The following is a 17,806-nucleotide window of genomic DNA, read 5'->3' on the forward strand; positions in this document are numbered from 1 at the left end:
AGTTAGGGTTATAGTTTTATAGTAGTTCCTATAGATTGATTTTCATCCATGAGCGAAAGGATTTGCTCTGGTTTCTTCCCATTGATAATGGTGGCACGGGAAGCTCCTTTTTCTACTGCCAGGCGGCAGGCATCTGTTTTTGGTATCATTCCACCTTTAATAACCCCTTCATCAATGAATTGTTTGATATTTTGTAGAGAAATTTCCCTAATCAGGCTATCGGAGTCGTTAATGTCCCTCATGAGGCCATCTACATCTGTCAATACACCAAAAACCTGTGCGTTCAGGTGTCCGGCGAGGCTGCCGGCAAAAAGGTCTGCATTAATATTGTAACTATTCCCCTCTTCATCTGTAGCTATACAGGTGATGACAGGTATGAAATCCTGCTCAAGCAAAAGATAGATCAATCGAGGGTCTATTTGACTTACTTCGCCTACCTGCCCAAGGTCTGTGCGGGTGATGTTTCCGTTATCGTTGTGCTCGTGATAGTACCTTTTGGCAGTAATGATCTTGCCATCGCGGCCGGAAAGGCCCACAGCCGTCTGGCCAAGACTGTTTATAAGATTAACCACCTCACCGTTGACCCGGCCTTTCAGCGCCATTTCTACGTAGCGTAGTGCCTCCGGGCTTGTTTTTCGGTGGCCGTGTATAAACTCACTTTTGATATCAACCTGATCAAGAATTTCCTGGATAAAGGGACCTCCTCCGTGTACGATTACGACAGCATATCCCTGTGACTTAAGTGTGCAGATATTTTTCAGGACAGCTCGTTGGAGATTTTCCGAGACCATGGCGTTACCGCCATACTTGATAACTATGATAGGTTTTGACTTGCTGTTTTTTTCCTCCATGTTATAGATGCTAAGTTAGGCAATAACAGAAGGAATAGAAAGAAATGTGGCGTTTAATCCAATATTCCAACCAAAACAGTATCCACAAGTTGAGTGATTAATTAAAGTTTTAAGAATCAAAAGCATATTATTTTCGTTACCTTAGATATATGAAATCCAGAGAAATAAGTATCGCTGACAACTTTACCGAAATGATAAAATCACTAAGTGATGATGTTAAACTTGATATTATAAAAAAAATTAAAAAATCACTTAATAAAAGTAAAGCTGCTTCACCTGACGACTCATGGAGTGACCTTTTTGGTTCATTTAAATCCAAAAAGACCGCGGATGATATAATAAAGGAGCTAAAAGCGGAGAGGTACTCAAATCGCCACATTGAAGATATTTAAACTCCTTGAAATACCTTTTAGACACCAATATTTGTATTTACTTTCTCAAAGGAAAATATAATCTTGCCGAAAAATTTGCAAAAGCGGGCTCAGGAAATTTATATATATCAGAAATTACTATAGCCGAGCTTAAATTCGGTGCAGAAAAAAGTGAATTTCCAAGAAAGAACAGGTTAACAGTCCAAAACTTTGTCGACAGATTTAGCAAAATACCCATCTTTAGTTCGTTAGACATATTTGCTCAAGAAAAGGCTCGGCTTCGTAAAGCTGGAGAATTAGTTGATGACTTTGATCTGCTGATCGGCGCAACAGCTATCAGCAACAAAATGACACTTGTAACTAATAACGAAAAGCATTTCATACGTTTAAAAAAAATCAAACTGGAAAATTGGACTGAATAATTCACGTTTTTTGAATTCTAAATCATCCAAAAAGACCCATGATCAAATTCAAAACCACTATCGGCCAGTTAGACTATCTCAACATGAAGTACCTTGAGGTACCCAAAGAAGTAGTTGATGCGTTCGGCACGTTAAAAATCAGGCTGGTTTGTACTGTTAACAACTCCCTTAACTTTCAGTGCGGGCTGATGGCCCTGGGCGAAGGCAAAGCGTACATTAGCATCAATGCCAAACGCATGAAGGAACTTGGCGTAAAGTTGGGCGATGAGGTGCATGTGGCCCTTAAAAAGGATGACAGCAAATATGGTATGGATGTACCGGAAGAGCTGGCAGAACTACTAAAGCAGGACTATGAGGGCAAGCACCGGTTTGACAAACTGACACCAGCCATGCAGCGATACATTATCTATCATGTGTCAGGTGTGAAAAGCCCAAACCTTCGCCTCGACAGGGCCATTATGCTTATTGAGAATCTCAAAAAATCAGTTGAAGGTAAGGAGACATTCCGCTTTCTACTGGGCAAAGACTAGAGTAAAATTTACACAAAAAAATCTCAAAAAAACGGAGGCTTTTTATTATCTTGTGCAGATTATCTGAAACCCAAAAGCCCCCCATGCATAGGTTTACGTTACTCTTATTCTCTCTTATAATTTTCAATGCAAATGCCCAAAATGGCAGGTTTATTCAGCAGGTTGACCTCACGGCAGAAGAAAACGCTCCCTTTTTCTCCAGAGATTATTCATTGCCCGAACTAACCATTGAAGCAATCAGGGCGGGGGAGATCCATGCCTACGATGTTGATTACTCCAAAAACACGCTCACAACCTTAACCCCGGAGCAGTTCTCATCCCGGCTAATCATCAGTATAGAAGACTTTGGCTTTGGTTCTTCAGATACTATTTTGTATGCCGGCAACGACTTTAATACTATTGAGATAGATCTATCCAAAAAGAATAATGAGATTACTGCGATCCATTACATTCATTTTAAAGTCAAAGACAGCGCCACTCCTGGGCAGCCCAGATTTTCCGTATCCTTTACAGAACTATCCGATTACCTCATTCAAAAAAAGGCGCTATGGATCCGCAACAGTAGCTCATGGTTTTGGAAAGGTCAGGTCGCCCATTTAAACGGTTACTATGCAAGTGATATTATTTACAACACTTTCCCCGACGCCAACTATAGCTATATACACCTTTACAAGGGTGCTGATGGAAGCTATGAGAAACTCCAGGTTTACAGTATGGACCACACTCTGGCTCAGGAATTACCTTTACGAAGCTCATCTATAAAAGCTGAAATTAAACTCATGGCTTCGGCCCTGCAGAACGGCGACTATCTTGCCTTTGGTGAGGAAAAGCTAAGGACCAAAATTCGGGAAACTTCAAAACTCGTAACACCACATGCCCTTGATGAAAATTTCATGATCATCCAAAATGAAGAAATACACCTTTTACATCCCGAAAACACCAAATTCTATATGGAAGATAAGGAGCTGCCCACACTTATTATAGAAGCCATAGAAGAAGGTAAAATAACCAAGATATTTAAAGACAATTTACTGACCGCTCCGATGACCAAGGAAGAGTGGCTGCACAACGCCAGTGAGGAAGTTATGTACTCTGAGGACGACTGGGAAAGTGAGGATGATTTTGAAAGTCGCAGGGTAATGTACTCAGGCCGTTCAGCAACGATTGTGGCTGTTTCATGGAAAAAGTACTTTAACCTGCAGGGTGAGGTATTGGCGCAAATGCCTCATTCCATAGGCTTGTTTATCGGCCCTGAACAAACATTGACCGGACTAAGCAAACCGTTGGGATATTTTTCTTTTAACGATGTCTATCACGTCCTGAAAAATTCTCCGGATGCCTACTACAACTCGCCCGAATCCGGCAATTTCATTAATGACCTGATGAAGAGGGATTACTTTTCGTATTTTACCTCTACATCCGGGATCATGGTGCAAAGCCGATAGTTGCTTTTTTTGTATGTTAATGAGCATGTAAATTGCCTCGTGAAATTAGATTTTCTGTTTTCCTTTTTAACTTTACCTTATGTTCAGAACAGAAATCACCCCACAGGCATCAGAGGAAAAAATAAATATCTCATCTCCTATCCTGTCTATTGGCTCCTGCTTTTCAGATTGCATGGGCCAGCGGTTAACCACTTATAAATTTGACAGCCTGGCAAATCCCTATGGCACGGTCTATAATCCTGTTTCTATTTTCAAGCTTGTGGAATACACACTTTCGAAAAGCTATCCGGGGTCTTCCACTTATGTAGAAACGCATGGCCTACATGCCAATTATGACTTTCATTCTTCTTTCTCTCACGAAGAGCCTATGGAGATAGAAAAGGCTATTCAAAATGCCATAGATCATGCCCATAAACATCTGAAAAAGGCCAACTGGCTGATCCTTACTTTCGGCACTTCATTCATTTACCGAAGAAAAAGCAACAAAGAAATAGTGGCCAACTGTCACAAAATACCGGCCAGCCGATTTAACAAAGAGTTGCTTACTCAGAAACAGATCATTGAAAAATTTGAAGCTTTCCACCGCCAGTTGATGAGTGCCTGCCCTGACATCAGGGTCATTCTCACAGTTTCGCCCGTAAGGCACATTAAAGATACCATGGAGCAAAACAGTGTGAGCAAATCCATATTAAGGATAACCTGCGACACACTGGCAAGGGAGTATGACAATGTACAGTACTTCCCCAGCTACGAAATTATGATGGACGATCTTCGTGATTACAGGTTTTACAAAACGGATATGATCCACCCCACCCGGGATGCCGAAGATTACATCTGGAAGAAGTTTACTGAGGCTTACCTGGACACTGATACGGCCTCGTTTGTAGAGGAGTGGGACAAAATACTTAAAGCTATACACCACCATCCTTTTAACCCGGCCTCTGAAGCTCACCAGAAGTTTTTGCGGGAAACTATAGCGCGGGTCAGGCGTTTAGAAAATAAGATTGACATTAGCCAGGAAATTACCCTGCTGGAGCAGCAATTGATAAACAAATGAATGCCTTCAGAATAACCGGAAACATTCTGCTGGCAATACTACTGACTCATTGCAATACTAAAACCTCAAACGAAAATACTATGAGCCAAGCGACTACCCATAAAGAAGGCAAAGCCAACCGCCTGATCCATGCTACCAGTCCATATTTACTGCAGCATGCCTATAATCCTGTAAACTGGTATCCCTGGGGCGAAGAGGCCCTGGAAAAAGCCCGTAAAGAGGATAAACCAATACTGGTAAGCATTGGTTATTCATCGTGCCACTGGTGCCATGTAATGGAAAGGGAGTCTTTTGAAAATGACAGTATTGCTGCGATTATGAACGAGTACTTTGTGGCCATTAAGGTAGACCGTGAAGAAAGGCCGGATGTAGACCAGATCTACATGGACGCTGTGCAGGCGATGGGGCAAAATGGAGGCTGGCCACTGAACGTTTTCCTTACCTCTGACCAGAAGCCTTTTTACGGAGGCACATACTTTCCTCCCCAGGCGTGGGCAAAACTGCTGCAGCAGGTAGCCACAGTGTACCGTGAAAAACGCAGTGAAGTAGAAGAGTCGGCCGAGCAGCTCACCAATGCCATTGCCACCAGCGAAGTGGTAAAATACAGGCTGAAAGATGAAGGTGCTGAATACAGTATCAATGCCCTGGATATGATGTATGATAATATAGCGCAACACTTCGACAAGAAACGTGGTGGCTTCAATCGTGCACCGAAATTTCCGATGCCCGGCCAGTGGCTTTTCCTGCTTCGGTATTATCACCTTACTGATAACCAGGAGGCTCTTCGGCAGATAGAGGTAACGCTGAATGAAATTGCGTATGGTGGCATTTACGATCAGGCCGGAGGTGGTTTTGCCCGGTATTCCGTGGATGCCGACTGGCTTGTGCCTCACTTTGAAAAGATGCTGTATGATAACGGCCAACTGGTGAGCCTCTATTCCGAAGCTTATACCGTTACCGGACATGAACTATACAAGCAGGTGGTTTACCAGACTATAGAATGGCTCGAAAGGGAAATGACCAACAGCATGGGCGGCTTTTACTCCGCACTGGATGCTGACAGTGAAGGCGAAGAAGGTAAATTCTACGTTTGGACTAAGGATGAAATTGAACAGATAACAGGCAATGACAGTGATCTGATCGTTGATTACTACAACATCACTGAAGACGGCAACTGGGAAGAAGGCAAAAACATTTTGCACCGGACCGTGTCTGATCGTGAATTTGCAACCAAAAAAGGTATAGATGAAAAAACACTAGTTAAGAAAGTGGTCAACGCCAATACGCTGCTTTTAAAAGCACGGACGAACAGAGTAAGACCGGGCCTGGACGACAAGGCGCTTTCAGGGTGGAACGGTCTGATGCTTAAGGGTCTGGTGGATGCTTACGTAGCCTTTGGGGAGGAAAAATTCCTGATGCTGGCATTAAATAATGCAGCCTTTATCTCCGAGAGCATGAGTGACGGTGATCGCCTGTTCAGAAGCTACAAGGAAGGCAAAGCTTCGATTGATGGCTATCTTGAAGATTATGCACATGTTATAGATGCTTTTCTGGCTCTTTACCAGGCTACCTTTGATGAGCAATGGCTAACCAAAGCGCGGGAGCTGACTGACTATACTTTGGAACATTTTTATGACAGCGGTGAAAAGCTCTTTTTCTATACTGATGATAGTTCTGAAAAACTGATAGCCAGAAAAAAGGAAGTATTCGACAACGTCATCCCGGCTTCAAACTCACAAATGGCTATAAACCTGTACCTGCTGGGAGTCATTTTTGACCATGAGGATTACAAGGCCAAAAGCAGGGCAATGATTGGGAAAATGGTATCGCTACTGGAAGGTGAACCTGCTTATTTGTACAACTGGGGTATCCTTTACACCTATCTTACTGCCCCAACAGCTGAAGTAGCCATCGTCGGCACCAATGCCAATAATGTCAGGATCGACTTGGCCAAAAAGTACTATCCCAATAAAGTAGTGATGGGCACAAAGCAAAGCAGTGGCCTGCCTCTTTTAGCAGGCAAAATAACCAAAGAAGACGAAACTACGATATATGTCTGCTACAACAAAACCTGCAAACTGCCGGTAACAGAAGTAGAAAAGGCCTTTGAGCAACTAAAATAGAGAGCCTGCGGGAGTGTTATTCTGCAATGCTCCCTGCTTTTTCATAGGCAAGTATTTCGCTTTTGAGCCATTCAGGTATGAGTATGGTTTTTCTTTCCTTCATGTCAAACATCACCTGTGTACTTCTGCCTTGTGCGTGAAGTATAGTTTGCCCCTCATGCTCCGTACAGATCAGGTACTCCAGGTCAAAACTTTTGCTACCGAAACGCATCGTACGCACCCAAACTGTAGGATCATGATCGGTCAGTTTAAGCTCTCTTTTATAGTCGCAGGAAATGTTAGCAATCAAAAACATATTTTTATGCCAATCCCAGGTGTGGCTTGAGGCAGACATGTATTTGCCTCGGCCCAATTCAAAATATTGAATGTAAATAGAGTTATTGACATGGCCCAGCGGATCAAGGTCCATCCAACGTACCTGAAGGTCCTGCTTAAAAGTAAACTGCTTGAAAATATCCATAATCTGATGTAATGTAGTTAGGTGAACCCCTTAGCTATATGGCTAATCCCGGTTCAGTGTGATCCGGCAAATATATGGTTTATGGGGTAAAGTTGGCAACCGGCAATTGCAATAGGCAAAAACCTCGCAAAAATAAACTTAAGACCCCTATGAGAGTTAATTGGTAGTCACCAGCATGGGAGCTATTGCTTTTTTCCATATTTCATAGCCGGCAGGGGTCATGTGGATGCCATCTTCAACATAAAGCTCCTGCCTCGGCTTACCTTCTTCTGTGAGCATAGGAGTGTAAACATCTATGAAGCTGAGGCCGGGTTTACCCTCGGCGTATGTTTTGATCAACTGGTTGGCCTTCTCCATCTCCCCTGCTTTTGCCCACCGGGCAGGACTTGGTTTAATAGATAATACACTGATACGAGCTTCAGGAAACCTGGCTCTTATCATACCATAGACTGTACAAAAATCTCCGTAAACCTCAGTGGCACTCTTTCCGTGGGTTATGTCATTGTCTCCGGAATACAGCACTACCTGGGCAGGGTTATACCTGCCAATAACCCTTTCGAAATTCTCAATGATATCTATAAACTCTGAACCACCAAATCCTCTGTTAATGATTTTGTCATTATTCAGCGCATCGGCTACATCCTTCCACATACGAATGGATGAACTTCCTGTAAAAACAATAGCCCTTTCTTTAGGAGGATCATTCAATCTGTCTTGCTCATCAAATTTTTTAAATTCAGGCTCCCATTTACTCTGACTCTGAGCATTTGCCGCTGACAAGAATATAAGTACTATTATTAACCACCTCATTATCTGTAACTTAATTAACATCTGACAATATCATTACGCTTTTACTTTTAAAATCTCTAAAAAGTTGAAGAAACCAAAGAATTTTTTTCTAAATATATGGTTTAAGGCAGGTAACCTTTTTGCCACTTAGCGGATACAAGCGCATACAGCAGAGAGGTATAAGGGCAGCGTGAATCCGCCAACACCGCCTCTCTAAAGGTATGGTTGAGCTCCTTTCGCGAGTCCGTTTTTTGTCAATTTTAAATCTTGAATACTTTTATTTTCTATGGCTAAACTAGAAACACGCCCCAAGCCGCAAATTACTATTAAACCAACCTATCTCTGGATTTCTGCCGGAGTCTCTTTGGCTATACTTTTTATAGTTGTGATGCTGCTAAAATATAAAAATGGCATTGCAGGTGAAGAGGCAGGCTTTAAAAAATACGGCTTTGATGTAACTGCCCCCGAACTTCGAAAGGTAGATTTTACGGTTTTAAATGGCGACATCAACAGCACTTATGACGAGGCCAGGCCATATATTTCTGCAGATGGTCAGTCTCTGTTCTTTGCAAGGAGACGGCACCCTGAAAATATTTTTGGAAAAAAAGATGATCAGGACATATGGGTTGCCAACAAAATGGAAGATGGAAACTGGGGTTCTCCAAAAAACCTCGGTACACATGTAAATACGCGGGGGAGGGACGCCATCTGTAGTATCAGCCCTGATGGTAAACAGATGATCCTGATCAACAGTGACCTCTCCGGAGACAAGCCTTTGCAAAAAACCACGCTATTCGAATCCGGATGGAGCACCCCGATTCCTGTTACAGTAAAGAACTTCTATTCACTCGGTGGCTATGTGGATTTTTACCTTTCTTATGAAGCAAATGTACTACTTATGGCTGTATCCAGAGATAATACCCACGGAGGCCAGGATCTGTATGTGAGCTTTCCTGTTGATGAAACCACCTGGTCAGAGCCGGTTAACCTGGGGGCAACTATCAATACGCAAAAGGCTGATTTTGCGCCATTCCTTTCGACTGATGGCAAGACATTGTATTTTTCCTCATATGGCCATGACGGTTACGGGCTAAGCGATATTTATAAAACTACCAGGCTGGATGACAGCTGGCAAAAATGGAGTGAGCCGGTCAACCTGGGGAGTGGTATCAACAGCCCGAGAGAGGAGAGCTACTTTACCATTACCGGTGATGAGCGGCACATCTATTTTGAATCTTACGATCCCAGGAACCCTGTTCGTGACTTGTTTCGGGCCAACCTGACAGAGTAATAGCATGTTGTAAGGATAGTTACGTTTTAATTTAGTTTTGCAAGGTTGCTCCCCCATAGTTTTTTTAACCTGGGTTCAGATCTTCAGAAACTACTGGAAAAGCTTGCCCTAAATCCCACGGATGGAATTCATCCTGGGACATAAATCTTTACAACTCAAGGAAAAGGTTATCTGCAGGGGACAAGGATCATTACAGGAAACAAGAAAATTGACCTCGCTCATATTTATGATAAAAACCAACTTGAAAATATTACGAAAGATCAAATTTTAGAACTTCTTAATAAAGCCGGTCTGATTGAAGTTTCCTTATCTACTAAAACAAAAAGCCCGATATGTACCGGGCTCTTCTAAACTTCATATAATGACCCAGGCTATAACGGGTCTGCTTGTACTACTCACCAACCTCAATCATCACGACCAATCCCTTATGACCTGCAAGTATTATCTTGTTATCGGAGATGAATTGCACATCACCCCAGCTATTCAGTCCAAAATCATGGTTTATCCTGCTCCATTTTTCACCGCCATCAAAAGACATCATTACAAACTCGGGATCACTTAAATTATTGGATTTATTATAACCGGCCACAATGCCGATATCACCTCTTATAGCTATCTTCCTGAGCCTGTTATCGTAGCCGGTGTCAACGTTTTCCCATGTTTCTCCTCCATCGGTCGTTTTGAATAGCACTCCTTTTTCAGTTGCGGCATTAAACTGTCCGTTGTCCCCCAAGGCAAACCCTGAATTTCCAATCATGGATATATCCAGTATCTTCACTCCATCCGCGACATTTATCGAAGTCCAATCGACACCTTTATTGGTACTTTTTAACACAACACCTTTATCCCATGCTCCGCCGGAAGCCAATATGGTATTATTATCCAAAAAGGCAATTTCATGAAGGGCGTTATTTTCAAGCGGAGTAGTATTGATTATGCTCTCCCAGCTTTCACCGCCATCAGAGGTTGTAAAAAGCTTGCCATTTCCACCGGAAGTTGACCCAACCAGAAATCCGGTCTCAGTATCCAAAAATCGGATACCGGTAAGATATATACCTGATTCGATATCGATCTTTTCCCACACACCCCCTGCATTTTCACTTTTTAGAATGGCTCCATCCGATGTGGTTGCAAACAAAATATTATCGGTTAGCGCGGTAACATCAGTTATATAAAAACCAGTATCTGAATATGCCTCCGTCCAGGTGGTACCACCATCTTCAGACTTCAGTACCAGGGCTTTTTCTGCACTGACTGAGGCTGCCCCTCCCGCCAGAAACCCATTTTGTTCATCAATAAAATGGATCGAGAAAAAAGAAAGGTCCGTACCTGTAGTAAGTTTTGTAAAGGTTAGCTCTGCTGCATTATCGTTGTTGTCATCATCGTCATCATTGTTATCCCCATCTCCCTGATCAACCTGACCGTCTGCAGGTTTCACTCCGTCATCATCTGATGAACAGGCGGTAAAACATAAACATAAAATTAAAGCAAAAAACAGGTGCTTTCTAAGCGTCATAGTAGTGTAAATTTGTCTCCTTAAATAAATATTAATTTAACTAAGACGCTAAATTATGTAAGTAATTACTGAAATATATTAGTTATTTAATATTTATTTTATACGTTTAAACATCTTATAATCCGCCATTAAGAATAGATTGATGATAATTCTGCTTGAAGCCGGGGAATCAGATGGAATAAGTTTTTAAACTGTATAATCTTATCATTATGTCAGTCAGCCATTGCTGGCCGGCCCTTACACAAAAAAAGACGGGAATAATCCCGCCTTTTCCTTTCTGTTCATTAATCAACTAATTATACTTACTCCACATCCCACCAAACTCTGGTATCCAGGTTATCAGCCCCCTGCCTGGCAACTGCGGCTTCATAATTGGCCTGGTTATTTTGTGACTCTGAGGCCGGATAAGCCTGACGCTTCGGAATCTGGCCTGAGTTATTTGCGGCAGCGGGAGCCGGTAACAACTCGGGGTATCCTAAACGCCTCCACTCAGCCCAGCCTTCATAACCTTGCATATATAAAGCCAGCCACTTTTGCTCACCTATTAGCTGAATAGCTTTGGCTTCATCAAAATCAACTTCTGCCTGTTGAATATAGCTGTCGTACTCATCCTGGTCAAAAACATTCCATTGCTCCATGCTGGCTTTTATCGCTGCATTATAAAAGCTCTCTGCAGTGCCACCGGCATTCCATCCGTATGAAGCACCTTCGGCTAGCCCGAAAAGCACCTGGGCATACGTAAGCAGTGGCACACTTGAATCTTTGGCTTTAACATATACTGAGTGAGGCAGGGACACCTCATCGAAGCCGTAACCACCGGCCTCAGCATTTCCAAGGCCGTAAGGCATACCTGCATAGACATCTCCGGCGCTGGCCGCAATGGGATCGGCATATGCGGTAACTCGCGGGTCGCCAAGGGCTAATAGTTTGTCCACTATCGTTTTACTGACAGCATTATCAGTACGTGTCAGAAAGTCATTATACCTGGGGTTATCAAAAACACCATTGCCCAGGTAGTGATATATGGCATTATCATCATTAGTGGCCAACACTCCGTCAGCAACTGCAGATTCAAACTCTGCTTTTGCAGCAGCAGGATCAACATCAGATATCCTTAGTGCCATTTTTAATCGCAGGGAGTTTGCAAACTTTTTCCACATATCCAGGTCACCGTTATACAGAATGTCTCCTTTAGGTGCCGCTCCTGCATCAAATTCCTCCACGGCGTTGTCAAGCTCATCGAATAAAGCAGCATAAATGGCCGACTGCTTATCATAAGACGGAGTAAGGTTTTCAAGTGCCATAAGCGCTTCTGTATAGGGTATATCTCCCCACCGATCGGTAGCATGGAGAAAAAAGTAGGCCTTGAGTATCCTCGCCACAGCTATCTGGTTAGCGTTAGATCCACTCTCCGATGCCATTTCCATGGTTTCCGGGTCACTATTCATGTCAATCACTTTTTGCAAATCATTGAGCGGCCCGCTATAGATGGCAGTAAAATCAAATTGCGTTGTACTATACCGTGAGTCTTCGGTATAACGGGTAGCTGACCAGTACTGCGAATAGTATAATCCGGTTACGCCACTTTCATAAGCAGGCATAAAATGAATAGCATTGGTCAGGAAGCCTGATACAGGCACGCTTGTTGGGTTATTCGGGTCAACATTTGTATTCCCAAAGTCACCACATGCGGTTAGTATCAGAATAAGGGGTATTATATATTTCTTCATTTCTGTAATTTTTAATTTTTAATGAATCTACAGGCTGTTTTCTTATAGGCTTAATCTCAGATTAAAACCGTAGGTTCTGAAGCCCGGCAAACCTCCACCCTCATGAAAAGATACTCCGGATGCATCAGGAGTAATCTCCGACGGGTCTATTCCATCAATATTGGAATGGATCAACCAGGCATTTCTGACTGTTAGTGCCATATTTATCCTGGTGAAAGGTAATCCTTCCAACACTTTTGCAGGCAGACTGTAACCGAGCCTAACTTCTCGAAGCTTGATATAGCTTGCGTCATAGATCCAATTTCCAGTAGCACCTACCATATTCCATGTATGCTGTGCCCCGGAGGCATAACCACTTACCGGGGTACCATCTTCAAGCACTCCGGAAACCTCAAACCCACCACCTTCACTGATGCGATCGCGTACTGAAACACCATTGTTGTTCATCACGGCAGTTTCTGCCAGCTGACCTGCTCCGAAGCCATACATTTTTGTAACAGAGTGGAAATTGCCCCCTTTTTGAAAATCAAAATTCAGGGAAAGATCAAAGCCTTTGTAAGAAAAAGTATTAACTGCACCACCAGTAAAGTCCGGAAGCACATTACCGATGACCTGGTTGTCTTCTGTCAAATACTCCAGGTTATCTTCATCACCAGAGTGATACCAGCTGCCTGCCGGCCGCACTACGCGCTGTCCGTCGAACATTTTAAAACTGGTGCCTTTAATTACGCCCCACTCCTCGCCTTTTTCCAAAACCACACTGGCACCACGCCGCTCAAGAATAGCGTAGGCTGTAATGTCTCCATAGATATCTTCTACAACCGATCTGTTTCTTGCAAGGTTGAAAGCAATATCCCATGTAAAGTCCTTGGACTGTATGGGTGTGCCATAAAGTGCAAGTTCTATACCTTTACTCACGATTTTACCACCGTTAGTTGTAAGCCTCTCATAGCCCGATGTACCGGAAACATTGATCCGTACAATATCATCTTCATTAATCTGGTTATAATAATTGACATCCAGACCCAACCTGTTGTTGAAGAATTTAAGTTCGGCACCCACTTCAATAGCTTCTGTAAGCGAAGGCTTTATTGCAGGATCTACAAAATCGTTTCTTACAACGAACGAAGTAGATGAACCATAGGCTCCGCCCGGCAAAAAGGTTTGGTTAATCTCATAGGCATTCAGATCATTACCAACCTGCGCGAAACTACTTCGGACTTTACCAAAGGACAGGAATTTTGAGTCGATCAACTCAGAGAATACAAAGCTAACACCCGCTGAAGGGTAGAAATAGGAATTATCATCTTCAGGCAGGGCAGAAGACCAGTCATTTCTTGCTGTCAGATCAAGGTACAACAGGTCATTGTAACCCAAACTGGCTGATGCATATAAGCTACGGATCTCTTTGGTTATCTCCCAGTTGTCTACAAACGGCCGGTCAATGGAGGCTTCAAGGTTATACCAGTTAGGGGCCGATAAACCTCCTACCGTATTACCCACTATACCAAGGCTTCTTTGTTTCAGGATATTACCCCCTGCAAAACCGGAAACGGAGATTTTATCAAATGACTTGTTGAAGTTCAGCAGCAATTCATAGTTGTTTTCTATACCTTTTCTTGAGCTCTCATAGTAGAAGTCCTGGGCTTTAGCTTCGGTTGGTATCCTGTTGTTGATCCGCTGATCATAAAAATCTGTTTTGGCTACACCTTTGATAGAAAATACATCGTTAAGCTTGTAGTTCAGCGTTGCCCCGCCTATTACCCTGTCACGTTCATCATAAGGAGAAGCATTTTCAAGCATAAAGTAGATGTTATCCCAGAAGTTTGGCGCCAGGTTACTGGTACTGGTGATATTCCATGTTTTAATACTACCATCAGGAGCTTTGTAGTTCCTCAGGCGATCATAATCAAGTTGTCGCTGAGTCCACATGTTAAGGTTGGGACCCACATTGATCAGTGTCCAACCGCTGAAACTACCAGTGTATCCAAAACCTGGCCTGCCCTGATAACTATTATTGGCATAGCTTACAGTAGCCTCAACGCTTAACCTATCCGTCAATTGTGAATTTAAATTTAGCGAAGCATTGTTTTTCTTTCCTTCACTGAAGGGCACTGTACCATTGATATCGGTAAAACCATATGACAACCTGAAATTGGCCTTATCATTACCACCGGTGATGGCAATGTTGTGTGATTGTGTAACACCGGTTTCAAAGAAGTTCTTTACATTATCCGGGTTCGGTACCAGCGGCCTTGTCTTCCCATATTCTGGTGTACCGGGGTACCAGCTATCCCAGTGACGCACCAGCCTCCCATCCATTTCGGGCCCCCAGCTCTCATCTGCATTATAATCAATTACATCCTGACCATCTACTTGCGACAGCTCTTGCGAATACCCCCCTGCATACTTATTTTGATACTCGGGAAGTATAGCCACTTTATCAAAAGCCACCTGACCATTGTATTCTATACCTACACCTTTTCTGCCAGTACCTTTTTTTGTGGTAATGAGTATAACTCCATTCTTACCGCGGATACCATAAAGAGCGGATGCAGCCGGGCCCTTAAGTACTGATATAGATTCAATATCATTAGGGTTTATATCCTGTGCCAGATTCCCATAGTCCCGCCCATTGTAGGTATTGGAAAAATTAGCATTGGAAATAGGAATACCATCGACAACATACAACGGCTGGGAATTACCTGAAATACTGTTTGCTCCACGGATACGGACATTAACGGTACCCCCAAGGCTAGCCGCAGAGGGGTTGGTTATCTGTACACCTGCTACTTTTCCGGATAGGGCTCCCATAAAGTTTTGCTCCCCGGTTTTGGTCACATTATCCCCATCAACTTCCTGAACCGCATAAGCAAGAGATGCTTTTTCCCGCTCAACACCGAGGGCCGTCACTACCACTTCTGACAATTCGGTGATATCGCTGGTAAGTTCTATGTCTACTACCGACCGGCCCGCCACGCTGACCTCCCGGGTTTCATAGCCAATAAAGGAAAATAACAAAGTGGCATCAGAGGGAACTTCTATGGAGTAGTTCCCCCCTGCATCTGTTATAGTACCGCTTGTGGTACCTTTTATTAATACGGAAACTCCTGGTAACGACGATGCATCGCTATCAGATGTAACCTTGCCTTTTACAACTATATTCTGAGAAAAGGCCATATTACCTGACACAAATATTAGAGTCAGAATCAGTAATATTCTCTTCATAACAAAGATTGGGTTTAAAATTAAACATTGAATAAGCGGGGACACCCAACCTACAGGCATAGGTATCCCCCTCTGGCACCCTGGCGCGCCTCGATTTTGAATGACAGGCCTAAAAAACAGACCTTAAAGTAGAAACTAATTAACTGGCTTTAATCGCTAGGGTGGTGCGAGAACTGATGTTGTTTTAAATATCATAACATTAATCGGTTGTGGTTAAACTTGGAATTACAATTTACAACCAAATATTACATGATATTGATACAGCATTAACCTATTCAAATATAGTATTAACTATATGTTATCAATTAAATAATAAATACGCATATACCATCCCGCAGCTTGGGGGATGTCCGGCACCAAAAAACCTGATTTTCTACAAATTGTGGTTGATTCTTCTGAAAACTGTAGGTGTGAATCCTGTTATTTTCTTGAATTTCCTGTTGAAGTTAGAAAGGTTGTTAAAGCCTGACAGGTGGCAAACGCCGGTTATACTGAGATCTTCTTTTTGCAATAATTTGCACGCATAACTTACACGCATTTCCGTAAGAAATTCGATATATGTTTTCCTTGTTCTTTTTTTGAAATAACGGCAAAAAGAAGGAACCGTCATGTTGGACACGTCAGCCACCTCTTCAAGGGTAATTTCACGATGAAATTCATTCATAGTGAACTGATAAATATCGTTGAGACGTTTGGCTTGTGATTCGGTATAATCATGTGTGATGTCGGAAGTTAGCGTAATACTATCCTCGGCATTAGCCAATATCTCCAATATAGAGAGCATTTCTATAACCTTGCTCAGGTTATTTAAGGTCTGCAGTTTGGTGATTTTCGGTATAAGTACCTCGGCTGTTTTAGGATGTAGCCTGAGGGACTGCCTTTTACTCAGAAATTGCCCTACAATCTGAGTTTCAGGAAGTTTAAAAAATTTCTCTCCGAAAAGTGTCTCTTCAAAAAATATGGAGATTCCAAAAGCTCTCAGGCCTTCAGCCTCCGCATAGTATTTTTTATCATTCTTAAACACATGGGGAACATTACTATTAATCAGGAATACGTCGCCAGCCTTAAAGTTTCCCACATAATCACCTATCAAAACGGTACCGTCGCTCTCCAGAATTGTAGTAAGCTGGAGTTCAGGATGTTTATGCAGTATATCATAGAAATACGGCTGATCATCTACCTGTATAAGGAATGATGAATTTATGGTTTTCGACACTTTAAACGGTAGTACTTTCACCTCATCTCTGCATTTTCCGATAGTAATAATATTATATATTCTACGTTTTGACAAGATACATGAAAATAATAGACAATATTGTATTACTATAGGGTAATTTTTTTCAAACGCTTTACACTTCAATCAGCCTCACCGATCTGATATGCTCAAACTTTATTCTCAACAACTCTCAGGTAAAATATGTAGCACATATTCAATTGCTCAATACAGAATTACTTAAGCTCTTACTACTATTACTATTTAATCAAGATTCAATACTATTTTATCACATTTCAACATCAACACTCCTATATTAGCCTTAACAGTACATGCATATGTTATGCATATATTTCTTATGATATGGTATCACATTTCTGATTTCAGAATAAGCCTTGAATTTATAATTCATTGATTTTCAAATCGATTTTCCATCCAATTTTGCAATGTCAGAGAAAACTGCTGAGAGTTAAAGCCAAATCCCCGCTTATATTTATAATGGAATCCAATCTCTCAGAGACGAAAAATAACAATTTGATAATTACATATACACATAGGTTAAAAAAGTATCAACACCACCTAAAAAATACCCATACCTTGAAATTATAATTTGGTAAATACAACCTGAACCTAAATAACCGATGAATATCACTGTTTTCACACCCCCTTAGTGTCTTCGGACCCAAGTCGTAAAGGACAAGCTTTGATCAGTAAAACATCTATGGTAACTGCACAAAAATGTGCTGTATAGGGAATTTTTTGCTTCAAAATTTATCCCAT

Annotated in this window: 14 protein-coding genes; 7 read left to right on the top strand and 7 right to left on the bottom strand. The window is 42.2% G+C overall.

Annotated elements, in window-relative coordinates:
- Positions 1-8 precede the first annotated feature (8 nt).
- The gene (gene argB / locus LVD17_RS27860; RefSeq protein WP_233763655.1) at positions 9-851 is read right to left on the bottom strand and encodes an acetylglutamate kinase; all 843 of its coding nucleotides are present in this window, start codon (positions 849-851) and stop codon (positions 9-11) included.
- Positions 852-1,000: 149 nt separating this feature from the next.
- On the opposite strand from argB, the gene LVD17_RS27865 reads away from it, so the two are divergent.
- The 6 genes from LVD17_RS27865 to LVD17_RS27890 all read left to right on the top strand — a co-directional run bounded on the left by LVD17_RS27865 (position 1,001) and on the right by LVD17_RS27890 (position 6,799).
- Positions 1,001-1,243 carry a hypothetical protein gene (locus LVD17_RS27865; protein ID WP_233763657.1) on the top strand — a complete coding sequence of 81 codons (243 nt, stop codon included), beginning with the start codon at positions 1,001-1,003 and terminating at the stop codon, positions 1,241-1,243.
- A 5-nt stretch (positions 1,244-1,248) separates the two neighbouring features.
- Positions 1,249-1,644 (top strand): type II toxin-antitoxin system tRNA(fMet)-specific endonuclease VapC, encoded by a 396-nt coding sequence (gene vapC, locus LVD17_RS27870; protein WP_233763659.1) that lies wholly within the window; start codon positions 1,249-1,251, stop codon positions 1,642-1,644.
- A 38-nt stretch (positions 1,645-1,682) separates the two neighbouring features.
- Complete coding sequence (locus LVD17_RS27875; RefSeq protein WP_233763661.1) at positions 1,683-2,174, top strand: DUF1905 domain-containing protein; 492 nt, start codon at positions 1,683-1,685, stop codon at positions 2,172-2,174.
- Positions 2,175-2,257: 83 nt separating this feature from the next.
- Positions 2,258-3,619 (top strand): hypothetical protein, encoded by a 1,362-nt coding sequence (locus tag LVD17_RS27880; protein ID WP_233763663.1) that lies wholly within the window; start codon positions 2,258-2,260, stop codon positions 3,617-3,619.
- 79 nt (positions 3,620-3,698) lie between these two features.
- The gene (locus LVD17_RS27885; protein ID WP_233763665.1) at positions 3,699-4,676 is read left to right on the top strand and encodes a GSCFA domain-containing protein; all 978 of its coding nucleotides are present in this window, start codon (positions 3,699-3,701) and stop codon (positions 4,674-4,676) included.
- Positions 4,677-4,756: 80 nt separating this feature from the next.
- Positions 4,757-6,799, top strand: a complete 2,043-nt coding sequence (locus LVD17_RS27890; protein WP_233763667.1) for a thioredoxin domain-containing protein — start codon at positions 4,757-4,759, stop codon at positions 6,797-6,799.
- A 16-nt stretch (positions 6,800-6,815) separates the two neighbouring features.
- Here the strand turns inward: LVD17_RS27890 and LVD17_RS27895 are convergent, their stop codons facing one another.
- The gene (locus tag LVD17_RS27895; protein WP_233763669.1) at positions 6,816-7,259 is read right to left on the bottom strand and encodes an acyl-CoA thioesterase; all 444 of its coding nucleotides are present in this window, start codon (positions 7,257-7,259) and stop codon (positions 6,816-6,818) included.
- 156 nt (positions 7,260-7,415) lie between these two features.
- Positions 7,416-8,069 carry an SGNH/GDSL hydrolase family protein gene (locus LVD17_RS27900; RefSeq protein WP_233763671.1) on the bottom strand — a complete coding sequence of 218 codons (654 nt, stop codon included), beginning with the start codon at positions 8,067-8,069 and terminating at the stop codon, positions 7,416-7,418.
- 265 nt (positions 8,070-8,334) lie between these two features.
- Here LVD17_RS27900 and LVD17_RS27905 point away from each other — a divergent pair, with 265 nt between their 5' ends.
- Positions 8,335-9,339 carry a TolB-like translocation protein gene (locus LVD17_RS27905; protein ID WP_233763672.1) on the top strand — a complete coding sequence of 335 codons (1,005 nt, stop codon included), beginning with the start codon at positions 8,335-8,337 and terminating at the stop codon, positions 9,337-9,339.
- Positions 9,340-9,730: 391 nt separating this feature from the next.
- On the opposite strand, the gene LVD17_RS27910 is transcribed toward LVD17_RS27905, so the two are convergent.
- The 4 genes from LVD17_RS27910 to LVD17_RS27925 form a co-directional block, all read right to left on the bottom strand.
- Positions 9,731-10,855 carry a WD40/YVTN/BNR-like repeat-containing protein gene (locus LVD17_RS27910; RefSeq protein WP_233763673.1) on the bottom strand — a complete coding sequence of 375 codons (1,125 nt, stop codon included), beginning with the start codon at positions 10,853-10,855 and terminating at the stop codon, positions 9,731-9,733.
- 302 nt (positions 10,856-11,157) lie between these two features.
- Positions 11,158-12,585, bottom strand: a complete 1,428-nt coding sequence (locus LVD17_RS27915) for a SusD/RagB family nutrient-binding outer membrane lipoprotein (protein WP_233763674.1) — start codon at positions 12,583-12,585, stop codon at positions 11,158-11,160.
- Between the two features lie 42 nt (positions 12,586-12,627).
- Positions 12,628-15,813 carry a SusC/RagA family TonB-linked outer membrane protein gene (locus LVD17_RS27920; protein WP_233763675.1) on the bottom strand — a complete coding sequence of 1,062 codons (3,186 nt, stop codon included), beginning with the start codon at positions 15,811-15,813 and terminating at the stop codon, positions 12,628-12,630.
- 373 nt (positions 15,814-16,186) lie between these two features.
- Entirely contained in the window at positions 16,187-17,104 is a 918-nt protein-coding gene (locus LVD17_RS27925) for an AraC family transcriptional regulator (protein ID WP_233763676.1), read from the bottom strand.
- Positions 17,105-17,806 lie beyond the last annotated feature (702 nt).

The sequence above is a fragment of the Fulvivirga ulvae genome (assembly GCF_021389975.1).
In the GTDB taxonomy this organism is placed as follows: domain Bacteria; phylum Bacteroidota; class Bacteroidia; order Cytophagales; family Cyclobacteriaceae; genus Fulvivirga; species Fulvivirga ulvae.

Excerpts from the sequence above, each read along its gene's own strand:
- argB (WP_233763655.1), bottom strand. The coding sequence starts at position 851 with ATGGAGGAAAAAAACAGCAAGTCAAAACCTATCATAGTTATCAAGTAT.
- LVD17_RS27865 (WP_233763657.1), top strand. The coding sequence starts at position 1,001 with ATGAAATCCAGAGAAATAAGTATCGCTGACAACTTTACCGAAATGATA.
- LVD17_RS27875 (WP_233763661.1), top strand. The coding sequence starts at position 1,683 with ATGATCAAATTCAAAACCACTATCGGCCAGTTAGACTATCTCAACATG.
- LVD17_RS27880 (WP_233763663.1), top strand. The coding sequence starts at position 2,258 with ATGCATAGGTTTACGTTACTCTTATTCTCTCTTATAATTTTCAATGCA.
- LVD17_RS27885 (WP_233763665.1), top strand. The coding sequence starts at position 3,699 with ATGTTCAGAACAGAAATCACCCCACAGGCATCAGAGGAAAAAATAAAT.
- LVD17_RS27890 (WP_233763667.1), top strand. The coding sequence starts at position 4,757 with ATGAGCCAAGCGACTACCCATAAAGAAGGCAAAGCCAACCGCCTGATC.
- LVD17_RS27895 (WP_233763669.1), bottom strand. The coding sequence starts at position 7,259 with ATGGATATTTTCAAGCAGTTTACTTTTAAGCAGGACCTTCAGGTACGT.
- LVD17_RS27900 (WP_233763671.1), bottom strand. The coding sequence starts at position 8,069 with ATGAGGTGGTTAATAATAGTACTTATATTCTTGTCAGCGGCAAATGCT.
- LVD17_RS27905 (WP_233763672.1), top strand. The coding sequence starts at position 8,335 with ATGGCTAAACTAGAAACACGCCCCAAGCCGCAAATTACTATTAAACCA.
- LVD17_RS27910 (WP_233763673.1), bottom strand. The coding sequence starts at position 10,855 with ATGACGCTTAGAAAGCACCTGTTTTTTGCTTTAATTTTATGTTTATGT.
- LVD17_RS27915 (WP_233763674.1), bottom strand. The coding sequence starts at position 12,585 with ATGAAGAAATATATAATACCCCTTATTCTGATACTAACCGCATGTGGT.
- LVD17_RS27920 (WP_233763675.1), bottom strand. The coding sequence starts at position 15,813 with ATGAAGAGAATATTACTGATTCTGACTCTAATATTTGTGTCAGGTAAT.